Origin of the sequence: Massilia sp. MS-15, from assembly GCF_020176695.1 — a bacterium.
Taxonomy (GTDB): domain Bacteria; phylum Pseudomonadota; class Gammaproteobacteria; order Burkholderiales; family Burkholderiaceae_D; genus Telluria; species Telluria hydrophila.
Genome location: NZ_JAIWIA010000064.1, coordinates 1 through 26,027, shown reverse-complemented (window position 1 = coordinate 26,027; position 26,027 = coordinate 1). Strand labels below are relative to the sequence as shown.

The following is a 26,027-nucleotide window of genomic DNA, read 5'->3' as shown; positions in this document are numbered from 1 at the left end:
GTTGCGCGTCACATCTTTCCAGCGCGGATTGGTGTCCCAGTCTTGCTGCAGTTCACTGATCTGTTGTTCACGAGTTGCCATGGTTGTTTCTCCTGAAGGTAGAACGATTGGTAGAGCGATTGGTAGAGGGATTCGAGCCGCGTTATTCACATCCGTTGGCACTATCATAGATCAGTTTGTGCGCAGCACAACAACTCTTATATAAGACATAGGAACTTTATTTTTATCTTTCCTTTCAATAGCTTACGTACCGCATTTCATGATACGGCATGAAATTTCAAAAAATGGGAGTCAATCATGCGGGCAATCTCGCCGCGCATTTCGCGATGCGGAGACATCGTTTCATATCGTGGGAAGTCGTGAATAACAAGTCGCCGCTGCAAGAAAAACGGCGCCACCCTTGCGGGTCGCGCCGTTGGAGATGACCGCAGAAGCCGCCGCAGCGGCCTTCACATGGGGGCTTACTTCGCCAGTTCCACCTGTTCGCCGAACACCAGGTTCCCGCCGCGCACCCGCACCGGGATGGTGTCCTTGGGTCCGAAGCGACCGGCCAGGATCGCCTTCGACAGCGGATTCTCGATCTGCTGCTGGATCGCGCGCTTGAGCGGACGCGCCCCATACACCGGGTCGTAGCCCGCCTCGGCGATCTTCTGCAGGGCTTCGTCGTCGATGTCGAGCTGCATCTCCATCTTCGCCAGGCGTTCCTCCAGGTTGTGCAGCTGGATCTTGGCGATCGCACCGATGTTCTTCTCGTCGAGCGCATGGAACACCACGATCTCGTCGATGCGGTTGATGAACTCGGGACGGAAGTGCCCGCGCACCTCGGCCATCACGGCCAGCTTCACCACGCCCGGCTCGTCGGTGTCCATCGACTGGATCTTGTTGGAACCCAGGTTCGAGGTCATCACGATCACGGTGTTCTTGAAGTCCACGGTACGACCCTGGCCGTCGGTCATGCGGCCGTCGTCGAGCGCCTGCAGCAGGACGTTGAACACGTCCGGGTGCGCCTTCTCGATTTCGTCCAGCAGGATCACGCTGTACGGCTTGCGGCGTACGGCCTCGGTCAGGTAGCCACCCTCTTCATAGCCGACATAGCCCGGTGGCGCGCCGATCAGGCGGGCGACCGAATGCTTCTCCATGAACTCGCTCATGTCGATGCGGACCAGGGCGTCCTCGGTATCGAACAGGAAGCTGGCCAGCGCCTTGCACAGTTCCGTCTTGCCGACCCCGGTCGGGCCCAGGAACATGAAGGAACCGTAGGGGCGGTTCGGATCGGACAGGCCGGCACGCGAGCGCCGGATCGCATCCGACACCGCCTCGATCGCCTCGTCCTGGCCCACCACCCGCTCGTGCAGCTTTTCCTCGATGTGCAGCAGCTTCTCACGCTCGCCCTGCATCATGCGCGATACCGGGATGCCGGTCGCGCGCGCCACCACTTCGGCGATTTCCTCGGCGCCGACCTGGGTGCGCAGGAGCTTGGGCTTGGTCGCGTCGCCATCGGCGCCGGCGGCGGCTTCCTCGGCCTTCTTCAGCTGGGCTTCCAGTTCCGGCAGGCGGCCATACGACAGCTCGGACATGCGGCTGTAGTCGCTCTGGCGCTTGGCTTCCTCGATCTGGTGGCGGACCCGCTCGATCTCTTCCTTGATGTGCGCCGTGCCCTGCACCGCCGCCTTCTCGGACTTGAGGATTTCCTCGTAGTCGTTGTACTCGCGCTCCAGGCGCGCGATCTCCTCGCCGAGCAGCTCGAGGCGCCGCATCGAGGCTTCGTCGGTTTCCTTGCGCACGGCTTCGCGCTCGATCTTCAGCTGGATCAGGCGCCGTTCGAGCTTGTCCATCACTTCCGGCTTGGAATCGATCTCGATCTTGATCTTCGAGGCCGCCTCGTCGATCAGGTCGATCGCCTTGTCCGGCAGGAAGCGGTCGCTGATGTAGCGGTGCGACAGCTCGGCCGCGGCGATGATGGCCGGGTCGGTGATCTCGACCTTGTGGTGCAGCTCGTATTTTTCCTGCAGGCCGCGCAGGATGGCGATGGTCGCCTCCACGCTCGGCTCGTCGACCATGATCTTCTGGAAGCGTCGTTCCAGCGCGGCGTCCTTCTCGACGTACTTGCGGTACTCGTCCAGCGTGGTCGCGCCCACGCAGTGCAGTTCGCCGCGGGCCAGGGCGGGTTTCAGCATGTTGCCGGCGTCCATCGCGCCTTCGGCCTTGCCAGCGCCGACCATGGTGTGGATCTCGTCGATGAAGACGATGGTCTGGCCTTCGTCCTGGGCCAGCTCCTTCAGGACGCTCTTGAGCCTTTCCTCGAACTCGCCGCGGTACTTGGCGCCGGCCAGCAGGGCCGCCATGTCGAGCGAGAGCACGCGCTTGCCCTTGAGCGAATCGGGCACCTCGCCGTTGACGATGCGCTGCGCCAGGCCCTCGACGATGGCGGTCTTGCCCACGCCGGGCTCGCCGATCAGGACCGGGTTGTTCTTGGAACGGCGCTGCAGCACCTGGATCGCGCGCCGGATCTCGTCGTCGCGGCCGATCACCGGGTCCAATTTACCCTGGCGGGCACGCTCGGTCAGGTCGAGGGTGTATTTTTTCAGCGCCTCGCGCTGGCCTTCAGCGTCCTGCGAGTTCACCGCTTCGCCGCCGCGCACCGCCGAGATCGCCGATTCCAGCGACTTGCGCGCCAGGCCATGTTCGCGCGCCAGGCGGCCGGCTTCCGACTTGTCCTCGGTCAGCGCCAGCAGGATCATCTCGGAGGCCAGGAACTGGTCGCCACGCTTCTGCGACTCGCGGTCGGCCAGGTTCAGCAGGGCCACCAGTTCGCGCGAGACCTGCACGTCGCCGCCGGTGCCCATGACTTTCGGCAGGCGCTCGAGCGCTGATTTGAGGGCGTTGGCCAGCGCGCCGACGTTGACGCCGGCCCGCTGCAGCAGCGAGCGGGCGCCGCCGTCGTCCTGGTTCAGCAGGGCGAGCAGCAGGTGGGCCGGATCGATGTACTGGTTATCGTTGCCGACCGCCAGGCTCTGGGCATCCGCCAGCGCTTCCTGAAGCTTGGTCGTCAGTTTGTCTTGTCGCATGCTTGTGCTCCCTAGTGGTATCTTGGAATGGATTCCTAACTGAGGAGCAACATAGGGGTGATCCGGCGTTTTTCAAGATGTGCAACACCCCCCCGGGCACCGCCGCAGCGCGGCTCATGCGCTCATTCGCTCACCCGGCGCGGCGCATCCTCGATGGCGCGCACGTCGCGCACGTTCTTCTGCACTGCCACCACCGCGAACAGGCTCAGCACGAAAGACATGGCATAGAAGCCCTTCTCGCTCGGCGCCAGGGTCGCGTTCCACAGGCCGACCGTGAGCAGCAGGAGGGCCGCCAGCAGCGAGATCCAGCACAGGCCCACATACATATTGGTGACCACCACGCCTTCGGCCCGGTCGCGCACGGTCTTCTGCAGCGACACGGCGGCGAACAGGCCGTACAGCAGCAGGGTCAGGTAGTAGCCCTTTTCGTTCAACTGCATCTCGGCATTCCACAGTCCCGCCAGGAAAGCGCAGCCGCCGGCCAGCAGCGCACCCCAGGAGGCGCCAATGAAGGCGGCGGTCGGACGTTGAGTTTGCATGGCTATTTCCTCAAATTAATGGAGAAGGGGCAAAACTAGACGCGAACTTATCACGCCCGGGGCCGCCCGCCATTGAGCTATGCAAAGGTATCAGCGCCCGATACCGCTAGCCGCGCAGGGCGCGCCAGGTAGCAAAGCCGGCTGCGCACAGCAGCAAGGAGCCCACCAGGTGCAGCAGGGTGTGCGCCAGCGCCCAGCCGAGTTCGCCGCGCTCGAGCAGCAGCACGGATTCGCCGGAAAAACTGGAAAACGTGGTCAGGCCGCCGAGGAAGCCGGTGATGGCGAACAGGCGCCATTCAGGCGGGATCTGCGGGTGAGCGCTGAAGAAACCCAGCGCCAGCCCGACCAGGTAGCCGCCGAGCAGGTTGGCCGCCAGCGTGCCGATCTGCAGCTGCGCGTGCTGGGCGCCCAGCCAGAGACCGAGTCCCCAGCGCAGCCAGGCGCCGAGCGCCGCCCCCAGGCCGACTGCCAGCCAGCTCAAGGATGGGGCTCCACTGCCATCCACTTGCGCTTGGCGGAATCGTCGCTGGCACGCGCATCGACCCAGCGCGCCCCGTCCGGCGTCTGTTCCTTCTTCCAGAAGGGGGCGTCGGTCTTCAGGTAGTCCATGATGAACTCGCAGGCGGCGAAGGCTTCGCCGCGATGGGCCGCCGCGCAGGCCACCAGCACGATCTGGTCGAGCGGCTGGAGCGGTCCGACGCGGTGGATGACCACGACCCCGTACAGCGGCCAGCGCGCCCGGGCCTGGCCGACGATGTCTTCCAGGGCGCGTTCCGTCATGCCCGGATAATGCTCGAGCTCCATTTCAGACACCTGGGCGCCCTCGTTCAGGTCGCGCACGGTGCCGACGAAGCTGACCACGGCGCCGACCCGGCCGTCGCCGGCGCGCAGGGCGGCCAGCTCACGGCCCAGGTCGAAATCAACTTCCTGCACCCGGATCAGGGTGGAAGCGGCGTCAGGACTATCCGGGAAATCGTTCACTTGCCCTCCTTCGCGTGGCGCAGCAATAACTGTTCGATACGGGTCTCGGTGCGGGCGTCGGCCAGGGCCGGCATCGCCAGCAGTGCCAGCAGGGCGGCCTGGCCGCCGGCCCGGGCGCCATGCCCTCCATGCCCGGCCTTGTGGCCGGACTGCAGCGAACTCTGCAGCACCTCGACCTGCAGCCTCAGACGCTCGCGCGCGAATTCGGCGCCGCTGTCGATGCCGGCCGCAATCTCCAGGCGCAGCAGTTCGTGCAGCAGCTGCTCGCGGTTCGTTTCCAGCTGCGCCACATGGGCGGCGCGCGCGCTCTCCTCCCCGTCGAGCGCAGCCAGGCCCGCCTCGAAGCGGCCATGCAGCGCCCTTTCGTAGGCGGCTTCCAGCGGCAGCAGTGCCTCCCAGCGGGCGCGCCAGTCGGCGGCGCTGGTATGCGCTTCCGGATTGCGCAGCGCCGCCTCCAGTGCCAGCACCAGGCGCAGCTTGTCGCGCACCGCGCCGGCCAGGGCCAGTCCGGCGGCGCGCCGCGCCACCTCGGCATGGTGCTGCACCGCCGCCAGTGCGGCGTGGTAGCGCTTGTCGATGCGGGCTTCGTGGGCGCGCGGCACCGGACCGATCGCGGCCCATTCGGCGGCCGCTTCGCGCAGCAGCCTGCCGGCGCTGGCTGGCGTCGCCTCCGGCGCGGCGGCTTCCAGGCGCGCACACAGGGCCTCCTTGGCCGCTTCATGCGTGCGGCGCTCGGCATCGGCCGCGTGGGCATGCTCCTTGCGCTGCGCGAACAGGGCGTCGCAGGCGGCGCGGAAGCGCTGCCACAGTGCCTGCTCGGCCTTGCGTTCGAGCGGCAGCGCGCGCGCATGTTCCTGCCAGCGCGCCTGCAGCGCGCGCAAGGCGTCCACCGCATGCCGCCCATGCGGGTCGAGCGCCAGCGCTTCCTCGATCAGCCCTTCGCGCACCGCTATCTCGTCCTTGCGCTGCTCTTCCAGCGGACGCTGCAGGGTGTTGAGCGCCGCGCCGAACAGGGTGTCGAGGCGTTTCTTGTCCTTGCGATCGATCGGACCGAGATGGCTCCAGGCGCTGCGCAGGCGCTGCACCGTGCCCGACACGTGCTTCCAGTCGGCCTCGCCCGATTCCAGGCGCGCGATCTCGGCCTGCGCCTCGTCCACCAGGGCCTGGCCGCGTGCGGCGTTCGCGTGGCGCTCGTCGGCCAGGTGGCGGAAATGGGCCGCGGCCGGCGCATAGGCGGCGGTGCAGGCGGTGTCGAAGCGTTCCCACAGCGCACGCGGCGCGGCGCCGGACAGGCTGTCGAGCGCCTTCCAGCGCTCGCGCATGCTGCCCACCTTGCGCGCCAGTTCGCCCATCGCCAGGTTCTGGGTCTGCAGTGCCTCGACCGCCTTGATCAGTTCCTCGCGCGATACGTTGCCACCCCAGCGCGCCCAGTCCGACAGGCGCTTGAATTCGGCCCGTACATGGTTCAGGCGCTCGGTCTCGGCGGGCGTCAGGCGCATGCCCTTGTCCTTGCTGTCCTTCAGTGACTTGTCGAGCTCGGCGGCGGTGCCGAGCGAGCCATGCTGCAACGCCGCTTCCATGGCGTCGAGCCGGTCGAGGAAGTGCTGGTCGGCGCCCCGGACCGGCGCCCGGGACCTGGACGCCGCCGCGGCGCCGGCGCCCCGCGCTTCAGGCGCCGCCTGCGGCTGCGGCGCTTGCGTCTGCGCCTTGGACTTGCGCCCTTCGACGGCGGCTTCCTGCGGCAGGCTGGCCAGCAGTGCTTCGAAACGGCGCTGCAGTCCGCTCTCTTCCGACGCCAGGACCGGCAGCCCGCGCCATTCCTTGCGCAGCGCGTCGGCCTTCAGTTCGCCGGCCGGCCGGGCTTCCCACCCGGCCAGCATGGCCTCGCGCGCGGCCAGGGCGGCCCGGTCCTGCTCGAGGGTGGCCAGGCTGGCGCCCAGGCGCGCCAGCTCGGCGGCGAATTCGGCCACCAGCGCGCGCGGCAAGGAGGCGTGCCCCGGCGCCAGCAGCGCCGCGTCCTGGTCGCGCGCCAGGGCGGCCAGGCGTTCGCCCAGGGTAGCCGCGTCCAGCCCGGCGGACCCCAGCGCGCGCAGCGCCCCCAGGCGATCGATCATGGCGCGCTGCAGCTGCACCTGTTCTTCCAGGCGCCTGCCGAGTTCGGCGCGCACGGCATCGAATTCCGGCGCCAGTTCGGGCGCGCGGATGATGGCCCATTTGCGGTCGAGTTCGGCGACGTGGTTGGGGGTCAGGAGGGCGTCGCCCAGCATGGCCCGGGCCTGTGCCAGCGCTTCCTGGCCGCGCCGCAGTTCGGCTTCGTGGTGGCGGATCGCATCGAGGCGCGACTGCATCAGCTTGGCGACCCGGCGATCGGTATTGCGCATCGCCGCGTGCACGCGCTCGAGTTGCGGCCGGCTATGGACCTGTTCGGCCGCCGCCAGGCGCAGTTCGGAAAATTCGGAGGACAGGATGAAGGCGACGGCTGCTTCCTCGTCGCCATCCAGTTGCCTGAGCTGTTCGGCCTGCCGCTCGCGCGGGCCCGGTGCGCCGGCATCCTGGGCCGGCTGGGCCTCCGGCTGCGCGCCGGTGGCGCCGGCCGGCTTGTCGCCGCCCTGCCGCTTGAAAAGGAATTCGAACATGATGAAATCGCACTTCCAAAACCCCCATCATAGCAAAGAACCATGGGGGCGCCCGTCCGGCGCGCCGCGTCCCTGCCTTCAATGGGAGGCCTGCTGCGCAAGCGCGGCAAGCGGGCGTTTCAGGGGGGAACTTCTGGCCGAAGCGTCCCATGTCGGCGCCCCGCCGCTGCGCTCCTCGCTTTGGCGGGACTCCTGCGCCAGCATCTGGTTGGCGATCGCGAACCAGGCTTCGACGGGAACCTGGGTGCGGGCCAGCGGAAACAGCTCGCGCTCCTCGCGGTCCAGGCGTTCGAGCAGCAAGCCGCAGCAGCGCGCGAGCGCGGCGCCGAAGCCCGGATCCTGCACGGCGGCGGCCGCATGCACGTCGGCGCGCGCCTCGATCGCCGCCAGCCGCAGCACATCGAGTTCGGCCAGCAAGCCGGGCGCCACGCCGGCGCGACGCAAGGCCGGCAGCACGTAGCGGTCGAGCTTGCGCCAATAGCAGCTGTCGAAGGCGGCGCCGAGGGCGGCGCAGGCGGAGGCGGTCCCGGCGCTCGCCATGTCCGGCTGCCAGCGCTCGAGCAGGGCTTGCAGGCCGACGCGGGCGCTGGCCTGCTCGATGGATAGCACGACCAGGGTGTAGGTGGATGTCAGCACGGTGTCTCCTCCTGGAATGGCTGCGCCAGCGCGGGCGCGGTCGGCAAAAGCCGGCCGCGGAGGCACGGCCCTGCGGCCGGCCGCAATGTCGGCTGGGAAGCGTTTTAGTTGGGATCGGGCGGCTCTGCTTGTTGTTGTCGCCGGCCTCGGGGAAATCGTAGTGTAGAGAGCTACCCCGGCGCGGGTTTGAGATGGCACAAGCCCGCCCTAGTGGACATTGGCGAGTTTTTGGAGTCCGAAATCGCGCTCAAGGCCGCGCCACCTCTCCTGGCGGCGGCGCCAGCGCCGCACGCAGCGCCGTCCCGAAGGCCTGTGGCTCGGCGCGCACCAGGCTAATCCGTGGACAGTCGTGCCATTGCGCGCAGCGCCGCAGCGCGCCGACGACGTCCGCCACCAGGCGCGCGCTGGTGCGCACCCCAGGTTCCAGGTGGATGCTGCGCAGTTCGAACAGCCCTTCCTTGCGGTGCGCCTTGGCATCGACCCGCCCCACCAGGGCCCCGCGGCGCAGGATGGGTAGTGTGAAATAGCCGTAGCGCCGCTGCGCGGCCGGGGTATAGCACTCCAGGCGGTAGTCGAAGCCGAACAGCTCGAGCGCGCGGCGGCGGTCCCAGACGATCGGATCGAAGGGCGAGAGCAGCGTCGTCAGGCGCGGCGCCAGCGCGCCGGCCATGGCCTGGCCCGCCAGTGTTGCATGGTCCGGGTGGATATAGACCGGCCCGTCCCAGCCGGCGACCCGGCCGCGCAGCAGCAGTCCCTGCTCGACCAGCGCATCCGGATCCGGATGCGGGCGCCGGCTGCGGTGGTAGTCGGGAATCCAGGCCGCCCTGGCCAGCCCGAGCGCGCGCACCGTGTGCAGCACGAAGCGGCGCCGCACCGCCTCGATGGGCGGCATGTGGCTGTCGTGCCAGGCCGGATGGACGCGCTCGGCAAGGTCGTAGATGCGCTGGAAGTTGTGGCGCCGCGCGATCATCAGCTGGCCGGCGGTGAACAGCGCTTCCAGCGTGCGCTTCTCGGGCTTCCATCCCCACCAGCCGCCGGCCTTGCCGTCGCTGCGCGCGAAATCGGCGGCCCGCACCGGCCCTTGCCGGCGCACCCGTTCCAGCAGCGCTGCGGCCTCGGCGGCGCGCTCGCGCATCCAGTTGGCCGAATACTTCCAGCCCAGGGCTTCCGGATCGAGCATGCGGTGGCGATACAGGCCATAGTCCTCGATCGGCAGGAAACAGGCTTCGTGCGCCCAGTATTCGAACAGCGCGCCCTCGGCCAGCAGTTCGTCGAGCCAGGCCGGCTGGTAGTCGCCCAGGCGGCTCCACAGCACCAGGTAGGGGCTGCGCGCGACGACGCTGATGGTGTCGATCTGCAACATGCCCATGCGGCGGATCGCCGCCAGCACGTCGGCCTTGGCCGCGCGCGTGCGGCGCGGCGCCAGCATGTCCTGGGCGGCCAGGTGCAGGGCGCGCGCGGCCCCGATGCTCAGTTCGAAGGCACTGCCACGATTGATTTCGCTCATGCTTTTATTCTAATAGCAAACCGATACTACTGTAAAAAAACACAGTCTTTTCCTGGGCACTCCAGCGAGTCTGCGCTATAGTTGCTTCGTTGCCACGAATCCAACATGTCACTCCTATGCGGCTGCTCCATACTTCCGACTGGCACCTCGGCCAGACCCTGCACACCTACGACCGCAGCTACGAGCACGGCTGCTTCCTGGACTGGCTGGTGGAGACGCTCGCGCGCGAACGCATCGACGTGCTGCTGATCGCCGGCGACATCTTCGACAATGCCAACCCTTCGGCCGCCGCGCACCGCCAGCTGTACCGCTTCCTGCAGCGGGCCAAGGCCCGGGTGCCGCACCTGCAGGTGGTGGTCATTGCCGGCAACCACGATTCGCCCGGCCGGCTGGAGGCGCCGACCCCGCTGCTGGAAGCCCACGGCACCGTCGTGGTCGGCAATGTCGGACGTACGCCGGAAGGCGCCATCGACCTGGAGCGCCTGCTGGTGCCGCTGCGCGGACGTGACGGGCAGGTGGCGGCCTGGTGCCTGGCGGTGCCCTTCCTGCGTCCTGGCGACCTGCCGCGCGCGCCGGCGCAGCAGGATCCTGGCGCCGCCGCCGACGACGACGCACCCGACCCTTACCTGCACGGCAGCGCCCTGCTCTACCGCCAGGCCTACGCCCTGGCACGCGCGCGCTGCGGCGCCGACCAGGCGATCATCGCCATGGGCCACTGCCACATGGTGGACGGGCAGTCGTCCCAGGACTCCGAGCGCCGCATCGTGATCGGCGGTACCGAGGCCCTGCCGGCCTCGATGTTCGACCCGGACCTGGCCTACGTGGCGCTGGGGCACCTGCACCTGGCCCAGCGTGTCGGCGGCCACGAGCGCCGGCGCTATTGCGGCAGCCCGCTGCCGCTGTCCTTCTCCGAAGTCGGCTACCAGCACCAGGTGCTGTGCATCGAGCTCGAAGGCCGGCAGGCGACCTCGGTGACGCCGCTGCCGGTGCCGCGCGCCGTGCAGCTGCTGCGCGTGCCGGCCCGGCCGGCGCCGCTGGAAGAAGTACTGGCGGCGCTGGAAGCACTCGAGCTGCCCGACGCGGCTCCGCCACAGCAGCCCTTTCTCGAGGTACGGGTCTTGCTCGACGGCCCCGAGCCGGGCCTGCGCAGCCGCCTCGAGGCCGCGCTGGAAGGCAAGCCGGTGCGCCTGGCCAAGATCGAGCCTACCCGGCGCCACGCCGCGCCCGACAGTGCCGGCGAGGCCCTGAGCCTCGACCAGTTGGCCCAGCTGCAGCCCGACGACATCTTCCGCCGCCTCTGGACCCAGCGCTACGGCGGCGAGGCGCCACCCGAGCAGCTCGCCGCCTTCGCCGAGCTGACCCTGTCCCTGGGCGGAGACGCGGCATGAAGATCCTGCGCATCAGCGGCAAGAACCTGGCTTCGCTGGCCGCCGAATTCCAGGTCGATTTCGAAGCCGAACCGCTTGCCTCGAGCGGCCTGTTCGCGATCAGCGGCCCGACCGGGGCCGGCAAGAGTACCCTGCTCGACGCCCTCTGCCTGGCCCTGTACGACGCCACGCCGCGCCTGCTCAAGCGCGCCGGCAGCCAGCTGCCCGACGTCGGCGGCGATACCGTGTCGGCGCTCGACCCGCGCACCCTGCTGCGGCGCGGCGCCGCCGAAGCCTGGGCCGAGGTCGACTTCGCCGGCAACGACGAGCAGCGCTACCGCGCCCGCTGGAGCGTGCGGCGCGCCTATGGCAAGCCGGGTGGCGCCCTGCAGCCCTCGAAGATGACGCTGCACCGGCTGCCGGAACTGGTGGCCCTGGGCGGCACCAAGACCGAGGTGGCGCAGGAAATCGTGCAGCGCATCGGCCTGTCCTTCGAACAGTTTACGCGCGCGGTGCTGCTGGCGCAGAACGAGTTTTCCGCGTTCCTGAAGACCGATGAGAACGAACGCGGCGAACTGCTCGAGACCCTGACCGGCACCACCATCTACAGCGACATCTCGCGGCGCGCCTTCGAGCGCTACCGCGCCGAACAGGAGCGCACCCGCAACCTGGCTGCGCAGCTGGCCAGCCAGGCCCCGCTGGCGCCCGACGAGCGGCAACAGCTCGACGCCGAACGGGTGAACGCCGAACTGGCGCTGGAGGCGGTGGACGCGCGCCGCTCCGCCCTCGAAGGCGAATTGCGCTGGCACCAGGAGGCCGCCAAGCTGGAACGCAGCGAAGAGCTGGCGCGCACGGCGCTGGCGGCGGCGCAGGCGGCCCAGCTGGAGGCGGCGGGCCGGCGCCAGCGCCTGGCGACGCTGGATGCGGTGCAGCCTGCGCGTCCGCTGGCGGCCGACGTCGGGCGCCTGCGCGAAGAGCACAAGGCGGCGCTGGCTTCAAGCGCGGCGCGCGAAGCGGCGCTGGCCACGGCGCTCGACGCGCGCCGCCAGGCCGAACTCGACGCCGGTGCCGCGCAGTCGGCGCTGGACGCGGCCGAAGGCGCGCTGCGCGCGGCCGCCCCCCTGCTCGACGGCGCCAAGGCGCTCGACGCCGCCATCGGGGCGCTGGCCCCTTCCCATGCCCAGGCGGCCGCTGCGCTCGAGGCCGCGCGCCAGGAAGCGCGCCAGGCGCGCGTCCTGCACGGCGCCAAGACCGTGGAACATGATGCCGCGCGCGGCCAGCGCGAGCGCGCCGCGGCCTGGCTCGCGGCGCACGCCCGGCTGGAGCCGATGGCACTCCAGTGGCCGCGCTGGGATGGCCTGCTGGCCCGCGCCGCGGACGCGGTGGCCGCCGAAACGGCCGCTGCCGCCGCGCTGGCCGGCGCCGGACGCCAGGCGCAGGAAGCGGCCGGGCGCGAACAGGCCGCCAGCCAGACGCTGGCGGATGCCGGCACCCGCCTCGCCGCGCTCGACGCCGCGCGCCGCGATGCCATGGCCGCGCTCGATGCGGCCGACCCGCAGGCGCTGGACAGCGAGCGCCAGGCGCTGGATGCGCGCCGCGAACAGCTGGCCGCGGCGGAACGGGCCTGGACCGCGCTCGTCACCACGCGCCAGGAACATGCCGACACCGCGGGCGAACTGGACCGCGTGGACACGGCCCGCGCCGGCGCCGCCCTCCTGCTGGACGGGGCGCGCGCCGCCGCGCCCAGCCTGGAAGCCGCCGCGCAACAGGCCGAGAAATCGCTGGCCGCCGCCGAGCTGGCGTGCGCGGCCGGAGTGGAGCAACTACGCTCTTCCCTGCTACAAGACCATCCGTGCCCGGTCTGCGGTTCGGACCAGCATCCCTACCGCGACCATGGCCGCGAAGACCTGTTGCGCAACATGCTGGCGACGCTGCGCACCGAGGTCGCCGACTGCCGCGCGCGCCTGCGCGAGAACGAAGCGCAGGTCGCGGCCCAGGCCGCCACACTGGCCGCCGTCAGCGAACGCCTGGCCGGACTCCAGCGCGAACGTGCCGGCCTGGCCAGGCTGCTGGGCGAGCTCGAGGCCGAATGGACGGCGCAGCCGCTGGCCACGCAAGCGCCCGAGCCGGCCCTGCGTGCAAGCTGGCTGGCCGAGAGCCGGGAAACGCTGCGCGCGGCGCAGGCGGCGCTGGACGCCCGCACCGGCGCCCTGCGCCGCGCCGCGGCCGCGCGCGATGCCGCCCAGGTCGCCTACGACAAGGCTCAGCACGAGCACGCGGCCCTGCGCCAGGCGGCCGAGGGCGCACGCGAGAACGGCGCGCGCCTGCAGGCCGAGCTGCGCGCGGCCGCGGTACAGCGGGAAGCGGCCACCGCCCAGCTGGCGGCGCTGCTGTCCGAACTCGACCCGGTACTGGCCAGCGCCTGTGGCGACGGCTGGCAGGACGGCTGGCGGCGCGAGCCGGCCGGCTGGCGCGCCGCGCGTGCGCAGCAGGCGAGCGAGTGGCAGGAACAGACCGCGCTGCTGGCGCGCAGCGCGGCGGCGGCGGCCACGCTGGAGGCCGAAGTGGCCGGCGCCGCCGCCCGCATCGCCCAGGCCGACCGCCATGGCGCTGGCGTGGCCGCGGAATTCAAGCGCATCGATACCGAGCTGGCGGAACGGCGCGCGCAGCGCGCCGCCCTGTGGGGAGGGCGCGCCGTGTCCGAGGTCGAGCAGGAACTGCAGGGCGCCGTCGAGTCCGCGCGGCGCCAGCTGTCGGCACGCCAGCAGGCCGCCAGCGGGGCGGCCGAGCGCGAAGCCAGCGCCCGCAGCGCGCTGGCGCAGCTGGCCGGACAGATCGCCGCTCTCGACAGCGCCGGCGCCAAGGCCGCGGCGGCGCTGGCCGACTGGCTGGAAGACTACCGCAGGTCGTCCTTCGTGGAGGGCCTCGACCCGGTCGAGGATACCGCCGAGCTCGACCGCCTGCTGGCGGTCGGCGCCGCCTGGCTGGCCCAGGAACGCGCCGCCCTCGGCGCGCTCGATGCCCAGGTGGCGGGCGCCGGGGCCGTGCTGGCCGAGCGCAGCGCCCAGCGCGTGCTGCACGAGGAAGCCCGGCCTGAAAGCGGCCTGAGCGCGGACACGGTGGCCGCGGCCTTCGAAGCCCTGACGGCCGAACGGCGCGCGGCGCACGACCTGGCCACCGAGCTGCGCATGCGCGCCGCGCAGGATGACACCCGCCGCGTGCAATCCCGGGCGGCACTGGCCGACCTGGAGCGCCAACAGCTTGAGGAACAGCGTTGGGGCAAGCTGTCCGAGCTGATCGGTTCAAGCGACGGCAAGCGCTTCCGCAACTATGCGCAGCAGTTCACGCTCGACGTGCTGCTCGGCTACGCCAATGCGCACCTGGGGCAGCTGGCGCGGCGCTACCGCCTCGAGCGCGTCAGCCACCATGGCGCACCCTCGCTGGCGCTGATGGTGCGCGACCAGGACATGGGGGGCGAAGTGCGCTCGGTCAATTCGCTGTCCGGCGGCGAATCCTTCCTGGTTTCGCTGGCGCTCGCGCTTGGGCTGGCTTCCTTGTCCTCGAACCGGGTGCGGGTCGAATCGCTTTTCATCGACGAAGGCTTCGGCAGCCTCGATACCGACACCCTGGGCGTGGCGATGGATGCGCTGGACGCCCTGCAATCGCTCGGGCGCAAGGTGGGCGTGATCTCGCACGTGCAGGAAATGACCGAGCGCATCGCCACCAAGGTGCTGGTGCGCCCGGCCGGCGGCGGCAGCAGTGCGGTGGTGGTCGAATGAGAGACAGGCACTGACACCGCATCCGAAGCGCTACTGGGCAGGCACTGAGCCCGCTCAAGAAGCCCGGCGGGTGCCGATGCATGCTGGCCTATTCGCCACCGATGGAGCTCTTCATGCGCCCTGGATTTTCCCGTTGCCTTTGCGCGCCACAGCGTGAAACCGCCGACAAGGCGCTCGCCTGCCGATTGAGCTGCTTGTTAATCCGCGTATCAAGCCGCGTATCAAGCCGCGCATCGACCTGCTTGTTGGCTTGCGTATTGCTCAGCCTCATCGCAGTCCTGCCCGCGCGCGCCGCGCCGGCGGCCGATGTGGTGGCGGCGGCCAGGGAGCAGATCGGCGTCACCCTGCTCTACGATCCCAGCTACCGGCAGCTCGCCTATCCCGGGGGCGATGTGCCGATCGAGCGCGGCGTCTGCACCGACGTCGTCGTGCGCGCCTTCCGCCGCATCGGCGTCGACCTGCAGGCGCTGGTCCACCGCGACATGCGGGCGGCCTGGAAGGCCTATCCGCATCCGGCCGGCTGGGGATCGACGCGTCCGGACCCGAACATCGACCACCGCAGGGTGCCGAACCTGGCGACGTTTTTCGGGCGCCACGGGCAGTCGTTGCCGCCCAGCCGGGCGTCGGCCGACTATGCGCCGGGCGACATCGTGACCTGGACGGTGCCCCCGGGCCTGCCGCACATCGGCCTGGTCGCCGACCTGCGCAGCCCGGCCGGTGTGCCGCTGGTGATCCATAACATCGGCGCCGGCACGCGCATGGAAGACCGCCTGTTCGCCTGGCCGCTGACGGGCCACTACCGCTACCCGGCACCGGCATCGCGCATCACGGGTGGCAGCCGCTGAGCCGGCATCCCTTGTACAATGCGCCCTTTGCACGCATTCGCTCAAACACCATGAAACCTGCCCGCATCCTCACCTTCAAGTGCGCCAAGTGCGCCAAACCGGTCAAGGTCTTCCTGCAGAAGGTCTCGGCCTGCTCGCACATCCAGCCCTACCAGGGCATCTGCGATTGCGGCGAAGTCAAGCGCCACGCGACCGGCAACCCGGACGCGGTCAAGTCCTACCTCGCGTCCACCGACGGCAACTGGCAGCACCACCACTGATGGGCGGCCCCGTGGGCGAGATCGCCTGGTTCGAAGGCGGCGCCGAACGGCGCGCCCAGTGGCGTTCGGAAAGCGGCTGGCCGGCGCCGAAGAAGGTGGTGGTGGCCGACGACACCATGAATGCCGACACCGCCTACCGGCTGGCGCTGGATGGCACCGCCCTGCTCTGGCGCGGCGACTTCCAGAACGCGCGCCAGCTGCTGGGCGCGCTGATGCGCCGCGTCGAGCACAAGAGCGAGCGTGCGCGCCGCGCCAAGGCGGGCAAGGCGGCCCTGGCGCAGCCTTCCCCCACCGAACTGTTCCACCGTCACCGTTTGCAGCAGCTGCAGCGCGCGCGCACCCTGGCCATGCTCCTGATTCCCTTCGAGCCTGGCCACACGATCCCGCTGCGCCGCGCCCCCGACGTGCGCGAAGCCTGCACCGAAGCCTACGGCCAGGCCGATGCGCCGTATGTCGCGTCGCTGCGTGAACTGCTGGGCGTGATCGGCGCCCATGAATGGCGCCGCAAGGGCGTGCGCATCGCCGCGCTCGATGCCGCCATTCACCCCTGGTATGGCGTGTTTTCGCCGGTGCGCGGCGAGTACGTCGAACTGGTGGCACAGGCGCCGCTGCCCGCGGGCGCCAGGCTGGCCTTCGACATCGGCGCCGGCACCGGCGTGCTGTCGGCGGTGCTGGCCCGGCGTGGCATCGCGCGCGTGGTAGCTACCGACATGGATGCGCGCGCGCTCGGCTGCGCGCGCGAGAACATCGCCCGGCTCGGGCTGGCGTCCCAGGTCGAGGTGGTCGAGGCCGACCTGTTCCCGGAAGGCCGCGCCCCGCTGGTGGTCTGCAATCCGCCCTGGCTGCCCGGCAAGCCCAGTTCGTCCATCGAATACGCGATCTACGATCCCGACAGCCGCATGCTGAAGGGCTTCCTTGGCGGCCTGGCGGCGCACCTGGACACGGGCGGCGAAGGCTGGCTGATCCTGTCCGACCTGGCCGAGCACCTCGGGCTGCGCCCGCGCGAACAGCTGCTCGGCTGGATCGCCGCGGCCGGGCTGGAAGTCGTCGTGCGCCATGACGTCCGGCCCAGCCACGGCAAGGCCAGCGACCCGGATGACCCGCTGCACGCGGCGCGCGCGCGCGAAGTCACGTCGCTGTGGCGCCTGCGCGCGCGCTCATGAACAGACAGGTGCGCGGGCAGGCCCGGCACCACGAAATTGACGATTGCGCCCGCTGGCGAAGCGCGCTATAATCTTTGTCTCAGACGCGGGGTGGAGCAGTCTGGCAGCTCGTCGGGCTCATAACCCGAAGGTCACAGGTTCAAATCCTGTCCCCGCAACCAAATACCGATCAAAAGCCCGACTCTTGTAGCCGGGCTTTTGTTTTCTGAGGCAGTGCAGCGACAGCTGATGAGAGACAAGAAAGACAACGCGACGATCGACCTGCCGGGTTTCGAACCGGCAGCCCCGCCCGCACCCGTTGTCGAGCCGAAGCGCAGCGGACCGCGTGCGCGCCGGGTCTCGCTGAAGCAGGAGCAGCTCGAACTGCTGGAAGAAACCGATACGACCGGCTTGCCCGTCTGGCGCCGCGACAACCAACTTGACCTGACCGGCCTGCCGGTCTGGGCGCCGGGCCCGACCTAGTCCGGCCTTCAGGCTAGACTACCCATGACGACCCAATCCTTCACTTCGCTGGCGCTGGCGCCGCGCTTCCTGGCCAACCTGGCCACCCTTGGCTACCACGCGATGACGCCGATCCAGGCCGAGAGCCTGCCGGCAGTGCTCGAGGGGCGCGACCTGATCGCCCAGGCCAAGACCGGCAGCGGCAAGACCGCGGCCTTCGGCATCGGCATCCTGCACAAGCTCAATCCCGCCTGGTTCGCCATCCAGGGCCTGGTGCTGTGTCCCACCCGCGAGCTGGCCGACCAGGTGGCGAACGAGCTGCGGCGGCTGGCACGCGGCGTCGGCAACGTCAAGATCCTCACGCTCACCGGCGGCGTCTCCATGCGTCCGCAGATCGCCTCGCTCGAGCACGGCGCCCACATCGTGGTCGGCACCCCGGGCCGCATTCGCGACCACCTCGGCCGCAGTACGCTCGACCTGTCGAAGGTCCAGACCCTGGTACTGGACGAAGCCGACCGCATGACCGACATGGGCTTCTACGACGAGATCGAAGGCATCGTCAAGGCTTGCCCCCAGCGCCGCCAGACCCTGCTGTTCTCGGCCACCTATCCGGACGACATCCGCTTCGCCACCGCCGCCTTCCTGCGCGACCCGCTCGAAGTGGCGGTCGAGAGCCAGCACGGGGCCGAACAGATCGCACAGCGCTTCTACGAGATCGGCTTCGAGGGCCGCGACGAGGCGGTGGCGCGCCTGCTCAGGCATTTCCAGCCGGTGTCCACCCTCGCCTTCTGCAATACCAAGGCGCACTGCCGCGAACTGGCCGAGCACCTGCGCGCCCAGGGCTTCTCCGCGCTCGCCCTGTACGGGGAACTGGAGCAGGGGGAGCGCGACGAGATCCTGGTGCTGTTCGCCAACCGCAGCTGCTCGGTGCTGGTGGCCACCGACGTCGCCGCGCGCGGCCTCGACATCGCCAACCTCGACACCGTCATCAATGCCGACATCTCGAAGGATCCGGAAGTGCACGTGCACCGCATCGGCCGCACCGGCCGCGGCACCGAGTCCGGCCTGGCACTGAGCCTGTGCGCCCCGAACGAAAAGAAATGGGTGCGCCTGATCGAGGAATACCAGGACACGGCGGCCGCATGGCACCGCCTCGACGAACTGGGCGAGGATGCCGAGGGCGCCGTCCCGGCGCCGATGGTGACGCTGTGCATTGCCGGCGGCAAGAAGGCCAAGCTGCGCCCGGGCGACATCCTGGGCGCGCTGACCGGCGACGCCGGACTGCGCAAGGACCAGGTCGGCAAGATCAATGTCGGCGAGTTCGCCAGCTACGTGGCGCTCGAACGCGACGCGGCCCGGGCCGCGGTCGCCAGGCTGGGCGACCGCCAGGCGCCTGGTCCGGACTTCGGCGCCATCAAGGGGCGCTACTTCAAGATGCGCTTCGTCGACGTCTGAACCGGCAGCGGCCGATGGCCGCTCCTGGAAGGTTGTAACAGACTTGTAACAGCGGCGCACGCTTGACCCGGCAATGACCCCGGCGCCGCAAATCTGGCATTATTTGTCAAAATACAAATACCGCTCCAGGGCACGCGCCTGTGTGTCGCGGCGCGGCGTGACGCGACGATGCCATGATGACCAGCACACCAGAATCCCCGTATCTGCAAACCGACGGCCGGACCGTACGCGAAGTCGTCGAGTTCAACCAGGAACTCGTCAACGAAGTCTGGTGCCGGCGCATTATCCGCCAGTTGTTGCAGTCGCTCGAACTCCAGTATGCGATGGGACTGCCGCACCGTCCCATCACGCCCGACACCGTGCAGGTGCTCGATTCGGGCGACCCGATGCTGCTGCCGTCTTCCGAAACCAGCGCCGAATGGTCGGAGGCGGGCGACATGCACGACCTGGCCGCGATCGTCCACTACGCCATCACCCGCGAATATCCGCCAGAGGCACCGCTGCGCGGCCGGGTGCTGGGCGCGGGCGAAGGCTACAGCCCGGCTTTCGTGGGCGCCATCGACCGCTGCCTGGGGCGCGACCCGCAACAGCGCCCGCATAATGTCGAGGAATTGCGCGCGCTGTTCGGCATCGTGCCACGCAGCGCACCCGTCCCGGTGCCGATGCCCGAACCGCTGGAGCCGGAGGCGGAATCGGCGCAGACGCCCATGCGCGAGCCGGCCAGTGTCGCGACTCCCGCTCCGGCAACGGACGGCGCCCTGCCTGCGGCGGAGGCGGCGGCGGCGGCGGCCAGCGTCCCGCCGGAGCGGCCAGCCACGCCCGCGCCAGGCGCGCAGCGGCACCGGCCGATACTGGCCACCGCCGCCGTGGTGCTGGCCGCGCTGGCCGGCCTGTTCTTCCTGCTGGAGCGGACCGAAACGCCTAGCATGTCCGCGCCCGCCGTACCGCAAGCGGCGCCGGCACAGCCGGTAGATGCACCGCCCGCTGCCGCGGCGGATGCGCCGGGAACGGCGAATGCGCCGGCGGCACCTGCCGCCGAGGCCGACGCTGTCGACGCCGCCGGGGAAACGACGGCCGGGAGCGTGCCGGCGGCGGATGGCGCCAACTACAAGCTGGTGATCAAGCCCTGGGGCATGGTCGAAGTCGATGGCGTGAACCGCGGTCCGAGTCCGCCGCTCAAGCGGCTGACGCTGGCGCCGGGGACGCACACGATCCGCATCCTGAACCCGAGCTTTCCCGAACATACGGTCACGGTGAACGCCGTGAAGGGTACATCGCCTGTGATCGAACTGGACTTTACCGAGGAGGAAGCGCCTTGAACGCCCCAGCCACTTCATTCATCGCCCGCGCCGGCCTGCTGGGCGCCGCGCTGCTGCTCGGCGGCTGTGCGCAGCTGGGCGCCCAGTTTGGCGGAGCGGCAAGCGAGCGCGAGACGGCGCGTTCCCACCCGCGCGCCGAGGACGTGGCGCGCCGGTCCGAACGCAGCCGCCCGGTGCCGCGTTCCGAGCGCAAGGAGCGCCAGGAACGCCCCGCCCCCGAGCGCGACGAGGCTGCCCTGCGCGAAGGCATCGCTCTCTACCACGAAGGCGAGTTCGACGCCGCCATCCGGCGCCTGAATGCGGTCGACCTGAACAGCGGACCGGTGCGCCGGCGCGTCAGTGCGCTCAAGTACATGGCCTTCAGCTATTGCGTCACCGAGCGCCCTGCGCCCTGCCGCCAGGCCTTCGAACGCGCGCTGCGGCTCGATCCCGCCTTCGACCTGGCGGCCGGCGAGGAAGGCCACCCGCAGTGGGGACCGGTGTTCGCCAAGGCGCAACAGGCCGCTGGCCGCGAGGGCACGCGCGAAGCCTCGCGCTAGCGCTAGCGCTAGCGCGATTCCATCATTGCCTGGCCGATGGGCTGGCTTGGCCGCTGCTTGCGTCAGCGGCAGCCACCAACAGTGGTCGCTGCCCGGGCAGACGAAAGCGCGACGAAACAAATGTTTGCGCGAAGACAATTATTGTTAAGCTATTTACAATAGCATCTGGAGGAATGTTCTATTGATCAATTTCTTCGGAGCTCATCATGTCGTCACCCCGCCGCTTCTCCTTGCTGTTATTCGCTCTCTTGGCCAGTGTGCTTCACTGCGCACAAGCCGCACCGCAATACGTGGTAACACCCCTTGGCAACGATCCCGGCACCCAGCTCAAGCCGGCCGCGATCAATAACTTGGGCCAGGTGATCGGCGTCATGCGTCACGAATGGGGCGAGGAACTCTTCCTGTCGAGCGGCGGTGCGCTGCGCTCGCTGGGCTGGATGGGAACCAACATTCCCATCGACATCAATGATGCGGGAACCATGCTTTACGGAGGAAAACTGCACGAGGCGGATGGAACGACGCGCGAGCTGCCCCTGGCGGCCTGGGCGATCAATAAGCTTGGCCACGCCACCGGCGAAGTCGACAACCGCAGGCCCGTCGGCCCCGTCACCTACGCCGCCATCTACGGAGGCGGAGACGCCTTGACGCTGACCGGGTTCGCGGATCGGTGGAATACGGGCTGGGCCATCAACGATGCCGATGTCGCCGTGGGCGCAGTGCACGGCTGGATCGTCGGCGAACCCGCAGGTAGCCCGAGCTTTCGTGCCGCGCGCTTCGAGGGCGGCAGGACCCAGCTGCTGGAGTCCCTGGGAAATGGCTACGGTGCTGCCTACGATATCAACAACAGCGGCTTTGCGGTCGGCTTCACGAGCGGGCATGCGGCGCTCTGGACACCGGAGGGCCGCCTGATCGACCTCGGCGCACTGCTGGAGGCGCAGTTCGGCGACGGCGCGGCGCTCGGCAGCGCCGCCTATGGCATCAACAATGCGGGCGAAGTGGTCGGGCGCTATGGCCACGAAGGAGGCTTCCTGTACAGCGGCGGCGTCATGTACGACCTGCGCAGCCTGATCGCCGATCCCGACAACATGTTCGTGGATGCCGAAGGCTACGACATGGCCGGCGGCTACGACATCAACGACCAGCACCAGATCATCACCCGCGGCATCCACGGCTGGGGCGGACTGCTGAGCCTGGCAGGTCCGGCGGCGCAACCCGTCCCGGAGCCGGCATCCTGCGCGCTGTTCGGCGCCGGCCTGTTTGCGATCGGCTTCCTGAAACGCCGGCGCCAGACGTCCCGCGCTACAGCCTGATGCTCGCCGGATAGGTCGGCGGCCGGCGCCGCCGCGATGCCTCCTCGTAAGCGAAGGCCATGCCGATCAGCGCGGCTTCGCTCCAGGCCCCGCCGACGAAGGAGATCCCGACCGGCAGCCCGTGCACGTAGCCGGCCGGCACCGTGACATGCGGATAGCCCGCCACCGCGGCCGGGCTCGAGAAGCTGCCGCCGTAATGGTCGCCATTGATGTAGTCGGTGAGCCAGGCCGGCCCGCCGGTCGGTGCGACCAGGGCGTCCAGGTTGCGTTCCTTCATCACCTGGTCGATGCCTTCCTCGCGCGCATAGCGGTGGCTGTTGGCCAGCGCCTCCCGGTATTCGCGTGCGGACAGCCCCGGCTTGGCCTGGGCCGCGAGCAGGTGCTCCTGCTTGAAATACGGCATTTCACGCGCGGCGTGCTGTTCATTGAATGCGATCACATCGCCCATGTTCTTCACCGGCGCGTGCGGCGCATATTTTTCCAGGTAGGCCTGCAGTCCTGGCGCGAACTCGTGCAGCAGCACCTGCATCTCGCTGGCGTCGTACTTGCCCACGTTCGGCAGCTTCACGTCCACCAGGACCGCGCCTTGCGCCCGCAGCACGGCCAGTTCGCCTTCGACCAGCGCGTCCACCGCGTCGTGGCTGCCGAAGAAGTTGCGGGTCACGCCGATGCGCCTGCCCTTGAGCCCGTCGGCGCGCAGGGCGGCCGCGTAGTCGGCTGCGCGCCCCTTGCCGGCGGCGGTGGCGGCGTCGTCCGGATCGGGGCCGGCCATCGCGGCCAGCAGCAGGGCGGCGTCGGCCACGCTGCGGGTCATGGGGCCGGCCGTGTCCTGCGAATGGGCAATCGGGATGATGCCGCTGCGGCTGAGCAGGCCAAGGGTCGGCTTGATGCCGACGATGCCGCAGCTCGAGGCAGGCGACACGATCGAGCCATCGGTTTCCGTGCCGACGGTGAGCGTGGCCAGCGCCGCCGCTGCGGCGGCGCCCGAGCCCGAGCTGGAACCGCTGGTATTGCGGTCGAGCGCATAGGGATTGCGCGTCTGCCCGCCGCGGCCGCTCCAGCCGCTGACCGAATGCGTCGAGCGCATGTTGGCCCACTCCGACAGGTTGGTCTTGCCGAGGATGACGGCGCCGGCCTCGCGCAGGCGGGCCACGATGTGCGCATCCTTGGTGGCGCGCACGCCGTCGAGGGCGAGCGAGCCGGCGCTCGTGCTCATCCGGTCGGCGGTGGCGATGTTGTCTTTCAGGAGCACCGGGATGCCGTGCAGCGGACCGCGCACCCTGCCGGCGGCGCGCTCGCGGTCGCGCTCGGCCGCGATCGCGAGTGCTTCCGGATTGGTTTCGATGACCGCGTTCAGGCGCGGCCCGGCCTTGTCGATGGCGGCGATGCGCGCCAGGTACTGGCGCGCCAGCGAGACCGCGCTCAGCTTGCCGGCCGCCATCAAGGCGCCCTGTTCGCGCACGCCCGCTTCCAGCACGGCGCCGGCGCCGAAGGCGGCCGGTTTGGCTGCCTGCGCGCGACCCGCCATTCCGCCTGCCCCCGCCGCCCCGGCCGCCGCCATGCCCAGCCTGACAAACTCCCTGCGCTCCATCCTTGTCTCCAATGCTTTTATTGAAAGCAATAGCATAGCAGCGCCTCGTAGCGCCCGGAGCATGGGCGAAAAAAAACGCTGCCGGAGCAGCGTTTTCTCTCGCAGGGGCGCACGATCAGTTGCGGACGACGCGCTTGTATTCGTTGGTGCGGGTGTCGATCTCGATGACGTCGTCCTGGCTCACGAACAGCGGCACCATCACGATGTGCTGCTTGGCTTCGATGGCGTTCTCGATCTTGGCTTCCTTCAGGACGTTGCCCGAGGTGTTGCCCTTGACGGCCGGTTCCGAGTACACGACCTGGCGTGCGATGGTGGTCGGCAGTTCGACCGAGATCGCCTTGCCGTCATAGAACACGGCTTCGCATTCCATACCGTCTTTCAGGTAGTTGATGGCGTCGCCCATGTTCTCTTCTTCGATCTCGTACTGGTTGTACTCTTCGTCCATGAAGACGTACAGCGGATCGGCGAAGTAGGAGTAGGTCACCGGCTTCTTGTCCAGCACGACGACGTCGAACTTGTCATCGCCGCGGAACACGTTTTCCAGCGGAGCGTTGGTCAGAAGATTCTTCATCTTCCACTTGTAGGTGAAGCCCGTGCGGCTCGAGCCGTTCACATCGGAACGCAGCACGATGAACGGCTTGTCTTCGACCATGATGATGTTACCGACACGGATTTCTTTAGCGAATTTCATAGATGGTTTACGTAAAAAGTAAGTTGCATTAAATCAGCGGTGGCCGGTAAGCGAAGAAAGCCTTGAAGCCTACGTTTGATCCTGGGTGATTCCTTACAGACTAACCGCGCATTATACCGGATTTTCGGCACCGGTCTCCAGCGCACGGGCGAAATCGAGCAGCTGCGTCGCCAAATCGCCATGCGCGAGCACCTCTTCGCGCCAAGCCGCCGCACGCGCGACGATGCGCGGCAGCGTCGGCCGCAAGGCATCCCAGGCCGCCGGCCAGGAATCGATGGCGGTTGCGCCGTTCCAGCCGAGCGAGAAATCCGCCAGCGCATCCAGCCCGCCCGCATAGCGGCCGAGGAAGGCGCGCAGCTTCTTGTGGTGCAGGTTCTCGTCCTGCGGATAGATGTGCCAGACGAAGGGACGGTCGGCCCACTGGGCGCGCACGAAGGAATCCTCGCCGCGCACGACATTCAGGTCGCAGGCCCACAGCAGGCGGTCGTAGTCGGGCTGGGGAACGAAAGGCAGCACGCGCAGCGTCAGCGCACCGCGCGTGGCATGCGCGCCCGCGCACCCCGGGGCGCCCAGGAAAGCCTCCACCGCGGCGGCCGCCACGCCTTCGGGCACCAGGCACAGGACCGGTTCCCGGCCATGTTCCCAGGCATGCAGCAGCTCGGCCACGGGCGCATGCGGATAGCAGAACAGCGAGACCTTGAGCGCCTCCATCTCGGCGGCCGTCACGCCGAAGCGGCCCAGGAAGGCAGCCATCGCCGCGCGCTCGGCCTGGAAGGCGGCGCGCGCGGCGTCCAGGCCGGCCTCGTGCAGCAGGCCGCCCGTTTTCGCCGTGAAGCCGGGGAAGAAGAAATGCTTGGTCAGCTTCAGGCGCGGATGCATCGACGGCAGGCGATGGCAACCCTCGACCCACTCTTCCGCGCTCAAGCCCTCGAGGTTGAACCATACCGGTCGCGGCATGCGCCCGGCCATCGCGGCCACATAGCCCGGCGGCGGGTCGACCGCGAAGAATTCGATCACGATGTCGGCCACTTCGTCCGGCCCGTACGCGCCTTCCTGGCCGGTCCAGTGGCGCACCCGCACGCCCTGCACCTGCTGGAGCGCGGCCTGCGGATCGACCTCGGGACAGATGCGGCGGAAACTTGCCAGGTCGTCCACCCACAGGGTGACCCGGACGCCGTGCTCATGCCACAGCTGGCGCGCCAGGCGCCAGCAGATGCCGATGTCGCCATAGTTGTCGACGACCTTGCAGAACAGGGCGAGCGAGGGAGCGGGAAGACGGGATGATAAGGATGACATGTCGATACGCGAACGCGACGGACAAAATGAAAAACCGGAGCACCTCTCCGCGCATGCGCGTTGGTTTACTCCGGCCTTGAACTGGCGTCCCCACGGGGATTCGAACCCCGGTACTCACCGTGAAAGGGTGATGTCCTAGGCCTCTAGACGATGGGGACCTAAAACTGTGTGCTGCTTTTCTTCTTGTGCTTACTGCCAAATTCTTGGCGTCCCCACGGGGATTCGAACCCCGGTACTCACCGTGAAAGGGTGATGTCCTAGGCCTCTAGACGATGGGGACCCTGGACTGCCAGAACTGCTGTTTTTCCTACGTGGTGGAGGTAAGCGGGATCGAACCGCTGACCTCTTGCATGCCATGCAAGCGCTCTCCCAGCTGAGCTATACCCCCTACGGGAAAACAACATTCTAACATACTGCTACTGCCTGCTGCTACCGCGCGCCGCTGGTTGCGCGCTGGCGTCCCCACGGGGATTCGAACCCCGGTACTCACCGTGAAAGGGTGATGTCCTAGGCCTCTAGACGATGGGGACCTGGAACTGCCTTTGACTACTTACTGCACTTCAGGTGGTGGAGGTAAGCGGGATCGAACCGCTGACCTCTTGCA

Annotated in this window: 20 protein-coding genes and 5 tRNA genes; 11 read left to right on the top strand and 14 right to left on the bottom strand. The window is 68.9% G+C overall.

Features of this window, described 5'->3' with window-relative positions; translation table 11 throughout:
- Positions 1-461 precede the first annotated feature (461 nt).
- The 7 genes from clpB to LCI23_RS19505 all read right to left on the bottom strand — a co-directional run bounded on the left by clpB (position 462) and on the right by LCI23_RS19505 (position 9,367).
- Positions 462-3,068 (bottom strand): ATP-dependent chaperone ClpB, encoded by a 2,607-nt coding sequence (gene clpB, locus LCI23_RS19535; RefSeq protein ID WP_224948119.1) that lies wholly within the window; start codon positions 3,066-3,068, stop codon positions 462-464.
- Positions 3,069-3,190: 122 nt separating this feature from the next.
- Positions 3,191-3,607: an inner membrane protein YiaA gene (gene yiaA, locus LCI23_RS19530; RefSeq protein WP_224948118.1), complete on the bottom strand. Its 417-nt coding sequence runs from the start codon at positions 3,605-3,607 to the stop codon at positions 3,191-3,193.
- Between the two features lie 106 nt (positions 3,608-3,713).
- Positions 3,714-4,088: a fluoride efflux transporter CrcB gene (gene crcB / locus LCI23_RS19525; RefSeq protein WP_224948117.1), complete on the bottom strand. Its 375-nt coding sequence runs from the start codon at positions 4,086-4,088 to the stop codon at positions 3,714-3,716.
- Positions 4,085-4,588, bottom strand: coding sequence for a molybdopterin synthase catalytic subunit MoaE (gene moaE, locus LCI23_RS19520; RefSeq protein WP_224948116.1), 504 nt, complete (start codon positions 4,586-4,588; stop codon positions 4,085-4,087). Before moaE ends, crcB begins: the two co-directional genes overlap by 4 nt.
- A complete protein-coding gene (locus LCI23_RS19515; protein WP_224948115.1) occupies positions 4,585-7,224 on the bottom strand; it encodes a DUF349 domain-containing protein in 2,640 nt (879 codons plus the stop codon). The genes moaE and LCI23_RS19515 overlap by 4 nt, the downstream gene beginning before the upstream one ends.
- Positions 7,225-7,302: 78 nt before the next feature.
- Positions 7,303-7,860, bottom strand: a complete 558-nt coding sequence (locus tag LCI23_RS19510; RefSeq protein ID WP_224948114.1) for a hypothetical protein — start codon at positions 7,858-7,860, stop codon at positions 7,303-7,305.
- Between the two features lie 247 nt (positions 7,861-8,107).
- Entirely contained in the window at positions 8,108-9,367 is a 1,260-nt protein-coding gene (locus LCI23_RS19505; protein ID WP_224948113.1) for a winged helix-turn-helix domain-containing protein, read from the bottom strand.
- Positions 9,368-9,483: 116 nt separating this feature from the next.
- Here LCI23_RS19505 and LCI23_RS19500 point away from each other — a divergent pair, with 116 nt between their 5' ends.
- The 11 genes from LCI23_RS19500 to LCI23_RS19450 all read left to right on the top strand — a co-directional run bounded on the left by LCI23_RS19500 (position 9,484) and on the right by LCI23_RS19450 (position 21,845).
- Positions 9,484-10,755, top strand: a complete 1,272-nt coding sequence (locus LCI23_RS19500) for an exonuclease SbcCD subunit D C-terminal domain-containing protein (RefSeq protein WP_224948112.1) — start codon at positions 9,484-9,486, stop codon at positions 10,753-10,755.
- On the top strand, positions 10,752-14,513 hold the full coding sequence (locus LCI23_RS19495; RefSeq protein ID WP_224948111.1) for an AAA family ATPase: 3,762 nt from the start codon (positions 10,752-10,754) through the stop codon (positions 14,511-14,513). The genes LCI23_RS19500 and LCI23_RS19495 overlap by 4 nt, the downstream gene beginning before the upstream one ends.
- Positions 14,514-14,770: 257 nt before the next feature.
- Positions 14,771-15,358: a DUF1287 domain-containing protein gene (locus tag LCI23_RS19490; protein ID WP_224948110.1), complete on the top strand. Its 588-nt coding sequence runs from the start codon at positions 14,771-14,773 to the stop codon at positions 15,356-15,358.
- A 50-nt stretch (positions 15,359-15,408) separates the two neighbouring features.
- The gene (locus tag LCI23_RS19485; protein WP_224948109.1) at positions 15,409-15,618 is read left to right on the top strand and encodes a hypothetical protein; all 210 of its coding nucleotides are present in this window, start codon (positions 15,409-15,411) and stop codon (positions 15,616-15,618) included.
- Positions 15,618-16,781: a class I SAM-dependent methyltransferase gene (locus LCI23_RS19480; protein WP_224948108.1), complete on the top strand. Its 1,164-nt coding sequence runs from the start codon at positions 15,618-15,620 to the stop codon at positions 16,779-16,781. The genes LCI23_RS19485 and LCI23_RS19480 overlap by 1 nt, the downstream gene beginning before the upstream one ends.
- Before the next feature lie 84 nt (positions 16,782-16,865).
- Positions 16,866-16,942 (top strand) — tRNA-Met (locus LCI23_RS19475).
- Between the two features lie 67 nt (positions 16,943-17,009).
- Positions 17,010-17,243: a hypothetical protein gene (locus LCI23_RS19470; protein ID WP_224948107.1), complete on the top strand. Its 234-nt coding sequence runs from the start codon at positions 17,010-17,012 to the stop codon at positions 17,241-17,243.
- Positions 17,244-17,267: 24 nt separating this feature from the next.
- Positions 17,268-18,677, top strand: coding sequence for an ATP-dependent RNA helicase DbpA (gene dbpA, locus LCI23_RS19465; RefSeq protein WP_224948106.1), 1,410 nt, complete (start codon positions 17,268-17,270; stop codon positions 18,675-18,677).
- 173 nt (positions 18,678-18,850) lie between these two features.
- Complete coding sequence (locus LCI23_RS19460) at positions 18,851-19,996, top strand: hypothetical protein (RefSeq protein ID WP_224948105.1); 1,146 nt, start codon at positions 18,851-18,853, stop codon at positions 19,994-19,996.
- On the top strand, positions 19,993-20,535 hold the full coding sequence (locus tag LCI23_RS19455; protein WP_224948104.1) for a TssQ family T6SS-associated lipoprotein: 543 nt from the start codon (positions 19,993-19,995) through the stop codon (positions 20,533-20,535). The genes LCI23_RS19460 and LCI23_RS19455 overlap by 4 nt, the downstream gene beginning before the upstream one ends.
- A gap of 206 nt (positions 20,536-20,741) precedes the next feature.
- Positions 20,742-21,845, top strand: coding sequence for a PEP-CTERM sorting domain-containing protein (locus LCI23_RS19450; protein ID WP_224948103.1), 1,104 nt, complete (start codon positions 20,742-20,744; stop codon positions 21,843-21,845).
- Here the strand turns inward: LCI23_RS19450 and LCI23_RS19445 are convergent.
- The 7 genes from LCI23_RS19445 to LCI23_RS19415 all read right to left on the bottom strand — a co-directional run bounded on the left by LCI23_RS19445 (position 21,835) and on the right by LCI23_RS19415 (position 25,953).
- A complete protein-coding gene (locus LCI23_RS19445) occupies positions 21,835-23,436 on the bottom strand; it encodes an amidase (RefSeq protein ID WP_374041193.1) in 1,602 nt (533 codons plus the stop codon). The genes LCI23_RS19450 and LCI23_RS19445 overlap by 11 nt on opposite strands.
- Before the next feature lie 115 nt (positions 23,437-23,551).
- A complete protein-coding gene (locus tag LCI23_RS19440) occupies positions 23,552-24,127 on the bottom strand; it encodes an elongation factor P (RefSeq protein ID WP_224948102.1) in 576 nt (191 codons plus the stop codon).
- A gap of 111 nt (positions 24,128-24,238) precedes the next feature.
- On the bottom strand, positions 24,239-25,423 hold the full coding sequence (earP, locus tag LCI23_RS19435) for an elongation factor P maturation arginine rhamnosyltransferase EarP (RefSeq protein ID WP_224948101.1): 1,185 nt from the start codon (positions 25,421-25,423) through the stop codon (positions 24,239-24,241).
- A gap of 82 nt (positions 25,424-25,505) precedes the next feature.
- Positions 25,506-25,581: transfer RNA gene (locus LCI23_RS19430), tRNA-Glu, on the bottom strand.
- A 46-nt stretch (positions 25,582-25,627) separates the two neighbouring features.
- Positions 25,628-25,703 (bottom strand) — tRNA-Glu (locus LCI23_RS19425).
- A 32-nt stretch (positions 25,704-25,735) separates the two neighbouring features.
- A tRNA-Ala gene (locus LCI23_RS19420) sits at positions 25,736-25,811 on the bottom strand.
- A gap of 66 nt (positions 25,812-25,877) precedes the next feature.
- Positions 25,878-25,953 (bottom strand) — tRNA-Glu (locus LCI23_RS19415).
- Positions 25,954-26,027 lie beyond the last annotated feature (74 nt).

Excerpts from the sequence above, each read along its gene's own strand:
- clpB (WP_224948119.1), bottom strand. The coding sequence starts at position 3,068 with ATGCGACAAGACAAACTGACGACCAAGCTTCAGGAAGCGCTGGCGGAT.
- yiaA (WP_224948118.1), bottom strand. The coding sequence starts at position 3,607 with ATGCAAACTCAACGTCCGACCGCCGCCTTCATTGGCGCCTCCTGGGGT.
- LCI23_RS19515 (WP_224948115.1), bottom strand. The coding sequence starts at position 7,224 with ATGTTCGAATTCCTTTTCAAGCGGCAGGGCGGCGACAAGCCGGCCGGC.
- LCI23_RS19505 (WP_224948113.1), bottom strand. The coding sequence starts at position 9,367 with ATGAGCGAAATCAATCGTGGCAGTGCCTTCGAACTGAGCATCGGGGCC.
- LCI23_RS19500 (WP_224948112.1), top strand. The coding sequence starts at position 9,484 with ATGCGGCTGCTCCATACTTCCGACTGGCACCTCGGCCAGACCCTGCAC.
- LCI23_RS19495 (WP_224948111.1), top strand. The coding sequence starts at position 10,752 with ATGAAGATCCTGCGCATCAGCGGCAAGAACCTGGCTTCGCTGGCCGCC.
- LCI23_RS19485 (WP_224948109.1), top strand. The coding sequence starts at position 15,409 with ATGAAACCTGCCCGCATCCTCACCTTCAAGTGCGCCAAGTGCGCCAAA.
- LCI23_RS19480 (WP_224948108.1), top strand. The coding sequence starts at position 15,618 with ATGGGCGGCCCCGTGGGCGAGATCGCCTGGTTCGAAGGCGGCGCCGAA.
- LCI23_RS19470 (WP_224948107.1), top strand. The coding sequence starts at position 17,010 with ATGAGAGACAAGAAAGACAACGCGACGATCGACCTGCCGGGTTTCGAA.
- dbpA (WP_224948106.1), top strand. The coding sequence starts at position 17,268 with ATGACGACCCAATCCTTCACTTCGCTGGCGCTGGCGCCGCGCTTCCTG.
- LCI23_RS19460 (WP_224948105.1), top strand. The coding sequence starts at position 18,851 with ATGATGACCAGCACACCAGAATCCCCGTATCTGCAAACCGACGGCCGG.
- LCI23_RS19450 (WP_224948103.1), top strand. The coding sequence starts at position 20,742 with ATGTCGTCACCCCGCCGCTTCTCCTTGCTGTTATTCGCTCTCTTGGCC.
- LCI23_RS19445 (WP_374041193.1), bottom strand. The coding sequence starts at position 23,436 with ATGGAGCGCAGGGAGTTTGTCAGGCTGGGCATGGCGGCGGCCGGGGCG.
- LCI23_RS19440 (WP_224948102.1), bottom strand. The coding sequence starts at position 24,127 with ATGAAATTCGCTAAAGAAATCCGTGTCGGTAACATCATCATGGTCGAA.
- earP (WP_224948101.1), bottom strand. The coding sequence starts at position 25,423 with ATGTCATCCTTATCATCCCGTCTTCCCGCTCCCTCGCTCGCCCTGTTC.